The sequence below is a fragment of the Paraburkholderia sp. RAU2J genome (assembly GCF_003634845.1).
Taxonomy (GTDB): domain Bacteria; phylum Pseudomonadota; class Gammaproteobacteria; order Burkholderiales; family Burkholderiaceae; genus Paraburkholderia; species Paraburkholderia fynbosensis.
The window spans coordinates 1,717,750-1,730,102 of sequence record NZ_RBXG01000001.1; the positions used below are offsets into that span (position 1 = coordinate 1,717,750).

The 12,353-nt window shown below is 64.6% G+C and carries 12 protein-coding genes; 6 read left to right on the forward strand and 6 right to left on the reverse strand.

The window, feature by feature from the left end; all coding sequences use genetic code 11:
* Nucleotides 1-21 precede the first annotated feature (21 nt).
* The 5 genes from B0G69_RS07930 to B0G69_RS07950 form a co-directional block, all read right to left on the reverse strand.
* Nucleotides 22-1,092 carry a homocysteine S-methyltransferase family protein gene (locus tag B0G69_RS07930; RefSeq protein WP_121316387.1) on the reverse strand — a complete coding sequence of 357 codons (1,071 nt, stop codon included), beginning with the start codon at nucleotides 1,090-1,092 and terminating at the stop codon, nucleotides 22-24.
* Between the two features lie 306 nt (nucleotides 1,093-1,398).
* On the reverse strand, nucleotides 1,399-1,656 hold the full coding sequence (locus B0G69_RS07935; protein WP_007179533.1) for a DUF3567 domain-containing protein: 258 nt from the start codon (nucleotides 1,654-1,656) through the stop codon (nucleotides 1,399-1,401).
* Between the two features lie 118 nt (nucleotides 1,657-1,774).
* Nucleotides 1,775-2,563, reverse strand: coding sequence for a 3-oxoadipate enol-lactonase (gene pcaD / locus B0G69_RS07940; protein ID WP_121316388.1), 789 nt, complete (start codon nucleotides 2,561-2,563; stop codon nucleotides 1,775-1,777).
* Nucleotides 2,564-2,751: 188 nt separating this feature from the next.
* Nucleotides 2,752-4,044 (reverse strand): DUF3108 domain-containing protein, encoded by a 1,293-nt coding sequence (locus B0G69_RS07945; protein WP_121316389.1) that lies wholly within the window; start codon nucleotides 4,042-4,044, stop codon nucleotides 2,752-2,754.
* Nucleotides 4,045-4,330: 286 nt separating this feature from the next.
* A complete protein-coding gene (locus B0G69_RS07950) occupies nucleotides 4,331-5,227 on the reverse strand; it encodes an IclR family transcriptional regulator (RefSeq protein ID WP_121316390.1) in 897 nt (298 codons plus the stop codon).
* Between the two features lie 246 nt (nucleotides 5,228-5,473).
* Between B0G69_RS07950 and B0G69_RS07960 the strand changes: the two genes are divergently transcribed.
* The 6 genes from B0G69_RS07960 (at nucleotide 5,474) to rfaE2 (ending at nucleotide 11,974) form a co-directional block, all read left to right on the forward strand.
* Complete coding sequence (locus tag B0G69_RS07960; protein WP_121316391.1) at nucleotides 5,474-6,457, forward strand: fumarylacetoacetate hydrolase family protein; 984 nt, start codon at nucleotides 5,474-5,476, stop codon at nucleotides 6,455-6,457.
* A gap of 248 nt (nucleotides 6,458-6,705) precedes the next feature.
* Entirely contained in the window at nucleotides 6,706-7,950 is a 1,245-nt protein-coding gene (locus B0G69_RS07965) for an ABC transporter substrate-binding protein (protein WP_121316392.1), read from the forward strand.
* A gap of 78 nt (nucleotides 7,951-8,028) precedes the next feature.
* Nucleotides 8,029-8,985 (forward strand): enoyl-CoA hydratase/isomerase family protein, encoded by a 957-nt coding sequence (locus tag B0G69_RS07970; RefSeq protein ID WP_241991279.1) that lies wholly within the window; start codon nucleotides 8,029-8,031, stop codon nucleotides 8,983-8,985.
* Between the two features lie 83 nt (nucleotides 8,986-9,068).
* Nucleotides 9,069-9,884: a PhaM family polyhydroxyalkanoate granule multifunctional regulatory protein gene (locus tag B0G69_RS07975; RefSeq protein WP_121316393.1), complete on the forward strand. Its 816-nt coding sequence runs from the start codon at nucleotides 9,069-9,071 to the stop codon at nucleotides 9,882-9,884.
* A gap of 571 nt (nucleotides 9,885-10,455) precedes the next feature.
* Nucleotides 10,456-11,328, forward strand: coding sequence for a ferritin-like domain-containing protein (locus B0G69_RS07980; RefSeq protein ID WP_121316394.1), 873 nt, complete (start codon nucleotides 10,456-10,458; stop codon nucleotides 11,326-11,328).
* A gap of 163 nt (nucleotides 11,329-11,491) precedes the next feature.
* Nucleotides 11,492-11,974: a D-glycero-beta-D-manno-heptose 1-phosphate adenylyltransferase gene (gene rfaE2, locus B0G69_RS07985; RefSeq protein ID WP_121316395.1), complete on the forward strand. Its 483-nt coding sequence runs from the start codon at nucleotides 11,492-11,494 to the stop codon at nucleotides 11,972-11,974.
* An 88-nt stretch (nucleotides 11,975-12,062) separates the two neighbouring features.
* Here rfaE2 and B0G69_RS07990 read toward each other — a convergent pair whose 3' ends face one another.
* Nucleotides 12,063-12,302 (reverse strand): hypothetical protein, encoded by a 240-nt coding sequence (locus tag B0G69_RS07990; protein WP_121316396.1) that lies wholly within the window; start codon nucleotides 12,300-12,302, stop codon nucleotides 12,063-12,065.
* Nucleotides 12,303-12,353 lie beyond the last annotated feature (51 nt).

Below are 12,353 nucleotides of genomic sequence, written 5' to 3' on the forward strand. Positions count from 1 at the left end.
CGCGAACTCGGGCCGCCTCGCTTACGCGGCGTCGCGATACTGGGTCGGCCACTGGCGCGGCTTCACTTCGGCGAGCGCCTGGGCAATCGCCGCGATGTGCTCCGGCGTCGTGCCGCAGCAGCCGCCGGCGATGTTCACGAGACCGGCCTGGGCGAACTCCTTGAGCAGGCCCGAGGTATCCGCGGGCAATTCGTCGAAGCCGGTGTCGCTCATCGGATTCGGCAAACCGGCGTTCGGATAGCACGACACGTACGTGTCGCAAAGCTTCGCCAGTTCGGCGATGTACGGGCGCATCAGCGCCGCGCCCAGCGCGCAGTTCAGACCGAACGTAAGCGGCTTCGCGTGACGCAGCGAGTTCCAGAACGCCTCGACGGTCTGCCCCGACAGAATACGCCCCGACGCGTCCGTGACGGTGCCGGAGATCATGATCGGCAGACGCTCGCCGGTGTCTTCGAACAGCTCGTCGAGCGCGAACAGCGCGGCTTTGGCGTTGAGCGTGTCGAAGATCGTTTCCACGAGGAACAGGTCCACGCCGCCGTCGAGCAGCGCCTTGGCCTGCTCGTAGTAGGCGGTGCGCAGTTCGTCGAACGTCACGTTGCGTGCGCCCGGATCGTTCACGTCAGGGGAAATGCTCGCGGTCTTCGGCGTCGGTCCGATTGCGCCCGCGACGAAGCGTGGCTTGTCCGGCGTCGAATACTTATCGCACGCGGCGCGCGCCAGTTTCGCCGACTCGAGATTCATCTCGATGGCGAGCGCTTCCATGCCGTAGTCCGCCTGCGCCACCGTGGTCGCGCCGAACGTGTTGGTTTCGACGATGTCGGCGCCCGCCGCCAGATACTGCTCATGAATCTCGGCGATGATCTGCGGCTGGGTGATCGACAGCAACTCGTTGTTGCCCTTGATGTCGCGCCCGTAGTCCTTGAAGCGCTCGCCGCGATAGCGGGCTTCGTCGAGCTTGTAGCGCTGGATCATCGTGCCCATTGCGCCGTCCAGGATCAGGATGCGCGACTTGAGCAGCGCGGGGAGCGCCGTGCCGCGCGTGTAGGCGGGCTCGGAACGGACTGGGGTGGCGGTTTGAGCAGGCTGGTTCATGGCGGATGAGGGCTTGCGCCGGCTTTTTCGGGAAACCTGTCATTGTAGCCGCTGCCGGGTTGATGCGCCCGGCGCGGGTGAAGCCACGCCCCGGCGTGCGGGCATGACAGTGAGCCAAAGATAACGCGAGAAGGGTACGGGGACAAACCGTTAGCGGGGCAAAAGCACGCTGCCAAGAAAACGGCCCAGCGAGGCAAAAGCCTGCTGGGCCGTTTTACGAGTGCTGACCGCCTTATAAAGGCCGCCGGCTGGGCCGGACGGCGCGGTCAATCCATGTCGCCAAAGAGGTTGAAGCGAATCCCGCGGTTAGTGAAGGATCACAGGTTGATGCATCAGGCTGTCGAACTGGCCGAGAAATTCGTCGACCTCGTCCAGGGACGGTTCTTCTTCGATCAGCTTCTGCACGTGCTCGCGAAAGCGCGCCGCCATTGCACCGTCAATGTAGATCTCGCGCTGCATGTTTTTGTCGACGATCTCGTAGCCACCCGACTTCATGGCCAGAGGACCTTCCTGCGGCGGAAACTCGACGACACAATAGTTGGGGCTGTTATAGATCATTTGCATGGCGACACTCCTTTTTCCGTTGGCTCCTGGCCGTTTCTGCACCATACGTGGAGCGTATTTGGTGGAATTCAAGGGGTGGGTCCGGATGTGACGCTTGCCCAGCTTCCGAACCTACCGGTTAGACCGGCTTTTCAAGAAACGTTTCAAGCAGTGCAGCAAAACGGTGAGATTGCTCGATGGGCGCGAGGTGAGCGGCGTCGAGGAGTTCGAACTGTGCGCCTTCGATGGCGTCTGCTATTGCACGCGTTGCAGCAGGCGGCGTGCCTGAGTCGTGGCGGCCCGCCACGGTCAAGGTTGGACAACGAATGCTTCCCAGCTTACTGCTTACGTCGAAATCGCGCAGCGCTTCGCATGCCATGGCGTAGCCTTCTGGCAACGTATGAGCGAGCACCTCGCGAATCTGCTCCACCGCTTCGGGATGCGCGGCCTGAAAACCGGGTGTGAGCCAGCGGCTCAAAGTCGCGGGCACTAGCGCCGCGACGCCGTCGCTGCGCGCCGTATGGGCGCGTTGATCCCAGACGGCGCGGCTCTCCGGCAAAGTGCGGGCGGCGCTGTCGGCGATCGTCAAGGTGTCGACGCGTGACGGATGGTTCAGTGCGAATTGCTGCGCGATCATGCCGCCCATCGACATGCCGACCAGATGGGTCGTCGGGGCACCCAGCGCATCGAGCAGCGCGGCGAGATCGTTTGAAAGATCGTCGACACTGAACGGCTGGCCGGATACAGCGGTATTGCCGTGGCCGCGCACGTCGTAGCGCAGCACGGTGTAGTCGTCGCGGAAATAGCCGGCAAGCTGGTCCCAGACGGACAGATCGCCGCCCAGTTGATGGATGAACGTCAGCCACGGGCCGCCGCCCTCGTTGCTCAGCACATAGCGCGTTTCGATTCCGTTGATGTTCACTTGCATGCGGGCTCCTTGAAGGGAACGCAGTGGAAGGGTCCGTTCGTCCATTTGCACGCGTCGTGTTCCGCCCCTGCGATGGGGCTGATCCCTATACGCAGCGCACGCGCGAACGGGTGCAGCAAGTGGTGCGAGTCGGCGTCGTCGCGGAAGTTCGGCGATTCGATCGAAACCCTGTTCGGATTGTGGGGATGTCAGGGTTTGACGTCGCCCGGGACGGTCGAATCGACGGGTGCGACGGGCGAGGGTTCGGGCGTTATTGCCGATGTGTCGGCAGGCGGGGCGGTTGAATTGTCAGGCGAGGGCGAGGGCGCAGCGGCCGCGCCGCCGTCTTCGCTGCTGCCGACGCTCGGGCCCGCATCGTCGAGCGAGAGCTTGCCGCGCCACACCAGTTCGAATTGCGTGCCGTTCGGCTCCGTTTGAACGATGCGTGCGGGCAGCCAGCCGAGCGACGGCGCGAGCCAGACGTCGATGCGTCGCATGTCGCCGTCACGACGCGGCAAGCGTTTGAAATGACGCGTATCGAGGTAGCCCTCGGCCGTGCGGATGGTCTCGTCGCCGATCGTTTCGACCGGCCAGTTCTCGCCGCTGTCGTTATCGACGACGAAGAACTGCCGCGTCACACCGGGCTTATACGCAGACGGGTCACCGCGTACGAGGCTCGCGAGCTGCATCACCATGCTGAAACGGTCCTGCGCGCCATCGGGCAGCGCCAGCGTGGCCGGGGTGCGCGTGAAGCCGATCTTTTTATCGGTGCGGTTGAAGATGGCGATGTCTTCCGCCCGATGGCCGCGCTTTTCGCTGTACTGATCCGGCGCGAGACCGAATGCATCGATGCGGCCACGGCTCGAGTAGACAAATGGGCCGACGAACGGCAGCGGCACGGACACGATCATCTCGTAGCCTTGCGCGTTGCTGGTCCAGTGGATCGTGCCGGGCTGATTGCGCACGCCGTTGTAGAACGCGTCGTACTGCAGTTCGGCGGATGGCGGGACCGAAAACTTCACCCCGGGCGCCGCTTGAGGCGCGCTGGCGGCAGCAGGCGCGCTGGCTGTGTCTGCGGCATGTGCGGCGGCATCGGCGTGAGCATTGGGACTCGCCGCCGCGACCGGCGCGCTTGCCGCTACGTCCGACGCGGCGGCTGTCGGCTGCGCAGCTTGCGTTGCGGGTTGCAGCGCGGTCAGCACGTGTTCGCGCGGCGGATTCGCCGCGGCCTTGTGCGCAGGCACCGGGGCCGGCGCGGGGGGCGCGGCCGGCGCGGCTTTGCGCTCGATACGCTCGGGCGTCAGCAGCGCGACCTGCACCGGTACGTGCTCGTGATCGGTTGGATTGAGCGTCGCGCGGTTGCGCTCGAACCACTGCGCGGCAATCCAGTGCAGAACGGCTACCATGGCCAGCACCGCAAGCCATCGCCACGCGCGCGACCCGCCGCGCGGCCCGTTGGGCGGCTGGCGATTGACGCGGCGTGCGGCGGGAGCTGAAGCCATCGGCGATTGAATGTGGGTGGGATGGGATGGATCAGGGCGCTGCGGGGCGCACGTATGTCGGCTGACGGGAAAAGACGTTCACTCCGATGTGCACGCGCATGGCAAGCGGCGAACGGATTCGACCGCACAGCCGCGCATGATGTTCCGCGACGGCGAAAACACGCAGGGGTCTGATGCATCCGACGCGGCCCGCAGTGTCCGCAACCGCCAACAGCGTCACCCGCGCCCGCAATCCCATACTGCCGACAGCGAATCATCCGTCGACGACCACAACCTCGCCAGGTCCTCAGTTTTCGTGACGTGGCGCGGCACTATACCCCAGCTCGTACGAGAGCTTTTGCGCGCATTCGCGCAGCGCCGTATCGATCTCGCCGCCCCAGCGAATATCGAAGCCACCTTCCTGGCCGAGCGTGACGAGGCCGAGCGCGAGTTCGCCGGTCGAGTCGAACACCGGCATGCAGAACGCGTGAATGGTCGGCAGCAACATGCCTTCCACGCGTGCTGCTTGATGCTCGCGCACCTGAGCCAGCACCTTGTCGACTTCCTCGCGCGTGCGCGGGCCGCCCATCTGCGACGAGCGGCGCGAATCGGCCAGTTCGCGCTCGAGCATCGCGGCGGTTTTGCTCGCCGGCAGATAGGCGGCGAACAGCAGGCCGGTGGCGGAACTGAGTAGCGGCATCACGTCGCCGAGTTTCAGCGACGCCTTGGCCGGATGGCTCGACTCCATCCAGTGAACCATGGTCGGCCCCTGATTGCCCCACACGGCGATGCCGACCGTCAGATCGAGCCGGTCGCGCAACTCCGCGAGCGCGATTCGCGCGAGCTTGACGCCGTCGACACGCGCAAGCCGCGCAAGCCCCAGTTGCAACGCGAAACCGCCGAGTTCGTAGCGGCCCGACAGCGGATCCTGCGCGACGACGCCGAGGCGCAGAAAGCTCACCAGATAGCGATGCGCCTTCGCCGGGCTCATGCCGGCGCGCTGCGCGAGATCGCGCAGCATCATCGCGCGCGGTTCGCGGGTCAGCACGTCGAGCAGCCGGAAGCCGACTTCGATCGACTGGATGCCCGAGCGCAGTTTCTCCTCGCCGGCCTCGATGCTTTCGTCGTCGGCTTCGGGGGCGTCGAGCGGGTCAGCAGAGGCGGTGTCGGTGCGGATCGCGCCGGAGCGGGTAGTTGAAGGCATGAGCGGGGCGCATCGAGCGCGTTCAAAAGATGATGGAAAGAAATGAGTGGCGGCACATGGGATAGTGGCGTTCGCGCGCGGTCGCGGTCGCGCCCGCGCCCGTCAACGCACAGGCATCGTGCAGGGCAAGCAGCACCCGGCAACCAGCAACGCCCCTTGCGCCGGCAACCCCGTCCACTTGGGCCACGCCGATTCACCATCGTAGAATAGATTCCCTCCATCGTCACTAATACGGTTCACTCCCCTATGAAACTTGCCACGCTGAAGGACGGCACGCGCGACGGCCAACTGATCGTCGTGTCCCGCGACCTGCACACTGCGGCCATCGCCGATGCGATCGCGCCCACCATGCAGCGCGTGCTCGACGACTGGTCCTTCTACGCGCCGCAACTGCACGAGTTGTACGACGCGCTCAATCAGGGCCGCGCGCGCAACAGCTTCTCCTTCGACGCCAAGGAATGCATGGCGCCGCTGCCGCGTGCGTTCCAGTGGGCCGACGGCTCGTCGTACGTGAATCATGTCGAACTCGTGCGACGCGCGCGCGGCGCGGACATGCCGCCGGAATTCTGGACCGATCCGCTGATGTACCAGGGTGGCAGCGACGACTTCATCGGCCCGAAAGACGACGTGGTGTGCGCGTCGGAGGCGTTCGGCATCGACTTCGAAGCGGAAGTCGCCGTCATCACCGCCGACGTGCCGATGGGCGTCACGCCGGACCAGGCGCTCAGAAGCGTGCGCCTGATCACGCTCGTCAACGACGTATCGCTGCGCAACCTGATTCCCGCCGAACTGGCAAAGGGCTTCGGCTTTTTCCAGAGCAAGCCCGCCACGTCGTTCGCGCCCGTCGCGGTCACGCCCGACGAACTCGGCGAACACTGGCGCGAAGGCCGCGTGCACCGGCCGATGATCGTCCACTGGAACGGCAAGAAGGTCGGCCAGCCCGACGCAGGCACCGACATGGTGTTTCACTTCGGCCAACTGATCGCGCACGCCGCGAAAACGCGCAACCTGCGCGCCGGAGCGATCGTGGGTTCGGGCACGGTGTCGAACAAGGACGCGAAGCGAGGCTATTGCTGTATCGCCGAGAAGCGCTGCCTCGAAACCATCGAGCAGGGCGCGCCGCAAACCGAGTTCATGAAATACGGCGATACCGTGAAGATCGAAATGTTCGACGAAGCGGGCAAGTCGATTTTCGGTTCGATCGATCAGGGCATCGCGCCGCTGGATTGAAATCTGGCGGCAGGGCGGAAGGCAGAACCGCGTTCGCGCCACCCTTGCACGGACGAAAGGGTTTCGCCCGATGCCGCCGCCACGGCGCGCGGCTACACTGACTGGCGCGGCGGCAAGGCCGGGGCGGCGGGCCGCCGGCTCATCGCAAGTCGTGCAGTGAAAACAATGGCGCAAAAGCCGCGCTCGGCGGCGCGGGCGCAGCGCATCGGCAGTCCATCAAAAACGAAAAACCGACGTGAGGAGACAGCATGCCGCGATTGGAATCCCTCGAGCCTGGAAGCCTGCGCGCTCGCGCGCCGAACGTGATTGCATGCGTGCGCGCGAGTCATGTGCACCACCGTTTCGTGCGCCGCGCCGCCGCGCTATGCACGGCGCTCGTCGGTGCGTTGCCGGCGCTGGCGAGCGCGCAGGTCAAGATCGGCCTCGTGCTGTCGCTCACCGGCCCGGCTGCATCGCTCGGCATTCCCGCACGCGACACGGTCGCGCTGCTGCCCAGACAGATCGGCGGACAGACAGTCGAATACATCGTGCTCGACGACGCATCCGACACGACCCAGGCCGTGCAGGACACCAAGAAGCTGATCTCCGAAAATCGCGTCGACGCGATCATCGGTTCGTCGATCACACCGAATTCGCTCGCGATGATCGACGTGGTCGCCGCGGGTGAAACGCCGATGATCTCGCTCGCGTCGTCGGCTAAAATCATCGAGCCCGTCGACGCGAAACGTCACTGGGTATTCAAGACCCCGCAGACCGACGCGATGATGGCCTCGGCCATCGCCGAACACGCGAGCAAGCACGGCGTCAAAACCATCGCGTTCATCGGCCAGGCGGATGCGCTCGGCGAAACCTTCTATGCCGAAGTCGCGAAGTTCGCGCAACTGCATCACATCGGCATGGTGGCGAGCGAGCGCTTCAATCGCACCGACCCGAGCGTGACCGGCCAGATCCTCAAGATCATCGCGACCCATCCCGATGCGGTGGTGGTCGGCGCGGCCGGCACGCCCGCCGCGTTGCCGCCGAAGACACTGCGTGAGCGCGGCTACAAAGGCCTGATCTATCACAATCACGGCGTCGGCAATAACGACTTCCTGCGCGTCTGCGGCGCCGACTGCAATGGCACGTTCCTGCCCGCGAGCCCGGTGCTGGTCGCGGCGCAATTGCCGGCGGATCATCCGGCCAAACGCCTCGCGCTCGACTACATCGCGCGCTTCGAGGCGTTGCGCGGACCGGGCAGCGTGTCGGCGTTCGGCTCGTATACGTGGGACGCGGGCGCGTTGCTCGACCATGCCGTGCCGATTGCGCTGAAGGCGGGCGCGCCGGGCACGCCGGAGTTTCGCCGCGCGCTGCGCGATGCGCTCGAAGCGACGCACGGTCTCGCGGACTCCAACGGCGTGGTCAACATGAGCGCCACCGATCATCTCGGGCTCGATCAGCGGGCGCGCGTGATGGTGGAAATCAGGAACGCCAAATGGGTTTATCAGCCGCATTGAAGGTGCGGCGCATGCCGCCGCCTTTCCCGTTCGCGCGGCTCCGGTTCAACAGATACAGCGACACACGGATTGGTCATCATGTCTCAGGCACCACACAGTAACGGCCACAGCAACGACCCGTATTACGCTCACTATCAGTCGCTGCAGTTGCATCGCCATCCGCACGGCGTGCTCGAAGTCGTGATGAGCGGCGAGGGCGCGAACAAAAGCGGGCTCGCCACGGCCAATGCGCGAATGCACTTCGAACTCGCCGAGATCTGGCGCGACATCGACCGCGATCCCGACACGCGCGTCGCGATCATTCGCGGCGAGGGCAAGGGCTTTTCGGCCGGCGGCGATCTGCAACTGGTCGAAGACATGGCGACCGATTTCGACGTGCGCGCGCGGGTGTGGCGCGAGGCGCGCGATCTCGTCTACAACGTGATCAATTGCAGCAAGCCGGTCGTGTCGGCGATGCATGGTCCGGCGGTCGGCGCGGGACTCGTGGCGGGCCTGCTCGCCGATATCTCGATCGCGGCGAAGACCGCGCGCATCATCGACGGCCATACGCGGCTCGGCGTCGCCGCCGGCGATCACGCGGCGATCGTCTGGCCGCTTCTGTGCGGCATGGCGAAGGCCAAGTACTACCTGATGCTGTGCGAACCGGTGAGCGGCGAAGAGGCGGAGCGCATCGGCCTCGTGTCGCTCGCCGTCGATGAAAACGATCTGCTGCCCAAGGCGTTCGAAGTCGCGCAGAAACTCGCGAACGGCTCGCAGACCGCGATTCGCTGGACCAAGTATGCGTTGAACAACTGGCTGCGCTCGGCGGGCCCCGCGTTCGATACGTCGCTCGCGCTGGAATTCATGGGTTTTGCCGGGCCGGACGTGCGTGAGGGCGTGAACTCGCTGCGTGAACGGCGCGCGCCCGCTTTCGGCGCAAGCGATCCGTGGCGCGGCCAGCCGCAGGCGCCGTCGGGCAATGGCGCGAACAATGACACCAACGGCAGCGCCAACAACGGCGCCAACAACGGCGAAGCGGGCAAAGAGCGGTCCTGAGGCCGTGCTTCGCACGGTATGATCGAATCGCACACGCGCGAATCGCGCTCATTCCTTCCCCCCAATGCATCGAGGCGACAAGCATGACCGACACGACTGATTCCACGCCGCCCTTTCCCGGCTTTCCTGGTTTCCCGCCCGCTGAAATGCTCGATCGCATGTGGGGCATGATGCGGCTCTCGCCGTTCGGCTCCGCGCTCACCGGCGCGCAACCGGGCGGCGGCCTCGGGCCGTCGCTGTCGATGATGTCCGACATGATGGCACCGCTCACCAACGTCGAGGAACTCGACAAGCGCATCACCGATATGCGCGCCGTCGAGCAATGGCTGAAGCTGAATCTGAGCATGCTCCAGTCCGCGATTCAGGCGCTCGAAGTGCAGCGCGCGACGCTCGCGACCCTGCGCGCGTTTGGTGCGTTCGCGCAGTCGTCGATGGCGCAGCCCGCTGCCGCGTCCGCCGCGCCGAGTCCCGCGCCGGCGAGGGGCTGGCCGCATCCGGCGGCGCCCGCGCCGAGTCCGGCCGCGCAGAGTGCCGCGCCATCGGACAGTGCGGCTGCCGCAGACAACACGGAAGAGGACACGCCCGCCACACCGCCGTTCGACGCGTCGGCCTGGTGGAATCTGCTGCAATCGCAGTTCGACCAGATCGCCCAGTTCGCGATGACGCAACCGGCCGCCGCCGCAGCAGCACCAAGCGGGGCAGCAAGCGGGGCAGCGACGGACGCGGAAAAGGACGCGGCGAAGCCGTCGGCGGCGCGCGGCGCGGCGGCTCACGCCTCGGCCTCGGAGCAAGCCGGCAGTCCCGCGAAGAAGCGGCCGGCGGCAAAGCGCGCATCGACCTCCGCAAAACGCACGAGCAGCACGGGCACGAGCGGTTCGACTGCGAAAAAGTCTATTTAAAGGCAGGAACGAAAGACCGCGGCGCGCGCCTCGCGCCGCAGCGCCAAAACCGCAAGGCCGGGCCGGCTCAAAACGCAGATTCGCCGCCTGTCATGCTTTTGCCGCCGATTACGAGGCACACTGCGCCGATTGCGGGCTTTCTTGCCGCAGCTCAAGCGGGCACCGGAATTGCGGGCTGTGTGATGCGAAATCGGTAAAGCCCGCGTGCTATCATTGTGTAAGCTTCATTTGGCTTTGGGCGCGCGTTGACAAGAACCAATCCAGCCGCCCTCGCTTCATTTGCCGCCGGTACGACCGGCGCAGGGCTGGACGGTGCGGTTTTCATCGCAGACTGGCTCGACCTCAGGCACAGGGTATCCCTCACCCACGGTTGGCCGCACAGCGCGTAACTTACGGGTTGCGCTGGCGCAAGACGCCTGCACTTCTTTGCTGCCAGGTGCATCTAGGCAGCTGATTACCGCGTAAAATTGAATGCTTGGCCGACAAACGGTGTATTTCGTTCGTCGTGAACGAAAATGCTACACGTAGTAGTTACAGACACAGACAGTATGCGCAGAACAGGGGTGGGACTATGAACACCATGCTTTATCCGGAACTTTATAAATCGCTCGAATCCGTTCGATGGGACATGGAAAAAGACATTCCCTGGGACAAGTTCGATGCATCGCTATTGACCGACGAGCAGGCCGCGACGATCAAGATGAACGCGATCACCGAATGGTCGGCGTTGCCCGCCACGGAAATGTTTCTGCGTGACAACCATCACGACAGCGATTTCTCCGCGTTCATGAGCGTGTGGTTCTTCGAAGAACAAAAACATTCACTGGTGCTGATGGAATATCTGCGGCGCTTCAAACCGGAAATGTGCCCGACCGAAGAAGAGCTGCACGCCGTGCGCTTCGAATTCGATCCGGCGCCGCCGCTCGAAACGCTGATGCTGCACTTCTGCGGCGAAATCCGCCTGAATCACTGGTATCGCCGTGCGGCCGAGTGGCACACCGAGCCGGTCATCAAGCAGATCTACGAAACCATTTCGCGCGACGAAGCGCGCCATGGCGGCGCGTATCTGCGCTACATGAAGAAGGCGATGGTGCAAACCGGCGACATCGCACGCGCTGCATTCGCGAAGATCGGTGTCCTGATGGCTTCGGCGCGCCGCACGGAAAAGCCGCTGCATCCCACCAACCTGCACGTGAATCAGGCGCTGTTCCCGCGCGACACGATTCAATCGCGTCTGCCGGATCCGGAATGGCTCGAGCGCTGGCTCGACGAACAGATCCGTTTCGACGACGGCTGGGAAAAGAAAGTAGTCGAGCGCATTCTGCACAACCTGTCGCTGCTGTTCGAGCGCACGTTCACCACGGCGCAGGAATTGAACCGCTATCGCAAGGAAGTGGTGGCGCGCTTACAGGCGGAGCAGAAGTCGGCCGAACAGCCGGCGTGATGTAGTGATGATGTCTCGCGGATTCAGGCGCCCTTTAGTGCCGAAGCCGCGAACCGGTTTGACGATTTCTGGAACGGCCCGACAGGCGTGAGCTTGTCGGGCCGTTTTGCTTCAGGGCGTGCACCGTGTATCGTGACGGCATTTTTCTCTCTCCGACTTTGTCATGGCTGCTATTTTCGAACGCAAGATTCTGACGCGCGATGCACTGGTGAAGCTGCGTCCTTCGTTGAGCGCGCCGGTCGTGTTCACCAATGGGGTGTTCGACATCCTGCATCGCGGGCACGTGACCTATCTTGCCGATGCGAAGGCGTTGGGTGCGTGCCTCGTCGTCGGTGTGAATAGCGATGCGTCGGTGCGCATGCTCGGCAAAGGCGATGACCGGCCGATCAACAACGAAGCCGACCGCATGGCGTTGCTGGCGGCGCTGGAGAGCGTCGACTACGTGGTGTGCTTCGGCGAGAAGACGCCGGTCGAACTGATTACGGCGTTGCGCCCGGACGTGCTGGTCAAGGGCGGCGACTACGATATGGACGCGTTGCCGGAGTCGGCGATCGTGCGAGGCTGGGGCGGCAAGGCGTTGGCGATTCCTTTCGAGCACGATCGCTCGACCACCGCGCTTCTGAGGAAGGTCCGCACGCAAGGCTGAACGGTGTTGCGGTGAAGGTCACGCGGCGCGCTCGCGTTCATAAGAAACTGCAGTTGCCGCGCTGTGTCGTGCTTTCGCCCGCAGCTTCTTACTGCGGCAACGCCGATGCCGCAACCGGCGCCGCCGGCGCCGGCGCTCCGACGACCGGCTGATCGGCGGCTTCGGCAGCGGTGATCGGCCGCACTTTCAGCCAGTCCGGATGCACCTGGCGATTCAGATGATTCGGCTCGCGGCCGCCGGCCGTGGGCGCCGGGCCGAATACGCCGCGCACCGCGACGAATGCCAGAATGTTGGCAAGAAGCAAGATGGCGATCGGCCAGCGAAGCATTGTGGGTGGTCCCGTCCAGAGAAAGTTGAGCCGTTGTTATGTTGGCGGCGT

Bases quoted from the DNA above. Each gene is read 5' to 3' on its own strand.
- B0G69_RS07930 (WP_121316387.1), bottom strand. From the start codon at position 1,092: ATGAACCAGCCTGCTCAAACCGCCACCCCAGTCCGTTCCGAGCCCGCC.
- B0G69_RS07935 (WP_007179533.1), bottom strand. From the start codon at position 1,656: ATGCAAATGATCTATAACAGCCCCAACTATTGTGTCGTCGAGTTTCCG.
- pcaD (WP_121316388.1), bottom strand. From the start codon at position 2,563: ATGCAAGTGAACATCAACGGAATCGAAACGCGCTATGTGCTGAGCAAC.
- B0G69_RS07945 (WP_121316389.1), bottom strand. From the start codon at position 4,044: ATGGCTTCAGCTCCCGCCGCACGCCGCGTCAATCGCCAGCCGCCCAAC.
- B0G69_RS07950 (WP_121316390.1), bottom strand. From the start codon at position 5,227: ATGCCTTCAACTACCCGCTCCGGCGCGATCCGCACCGACACCGCCTCT.
- B0G69_RS07960 (WP_121316391.1), top strand. From the start codon at position 5,474: ATGAAACTTGCCACGCTGAAGGACGGCACGCGCGACGGCCAACTGATC.
- B0G69_RS07965 (WP_121316392.1), top strand. From the start codon at position 6,706: ATGCCGCGATTGGAATCCCTCGAGCCTGGAAGCCTGCGCGCTCGCGCG.
- B0G69_RS07970 (WP_241991279.1), top strand. From the start codon at position 8,029: ATGTCTCAGGCACCACACAGTAACGGCCACAGCAACGACCCGTATTAC.
- B0G69_RS07975 (WP_121316393.1), top strand. From the start codon at position 9,069: ATGACCGACACGACTGATTCCACGCCGCCCTTTCCCGGCTTTCCTGGT.
- B0G69_RS07980 (WP_121316394.1), top strand. From the start codon at position 10,456: ATGAACACCATGCTTTATCCGGAACTTTATAAATCGCTCGAATCCGTT.
- rfaE2 (WP_121316395.1), top strand. From the start codon at position 11,492: ATGGCTGCTATTTTCGAACGCAAGATTCTGACGCGCGATGCACTGGTG.
- B0G69_RS07990 (WP_121316396.1), bottom strand. From the start codon at position 12,302: ATGCTTCGCTGGCCGATCGCCATCTTGCTTCTTGCCAACATTCTGGCA.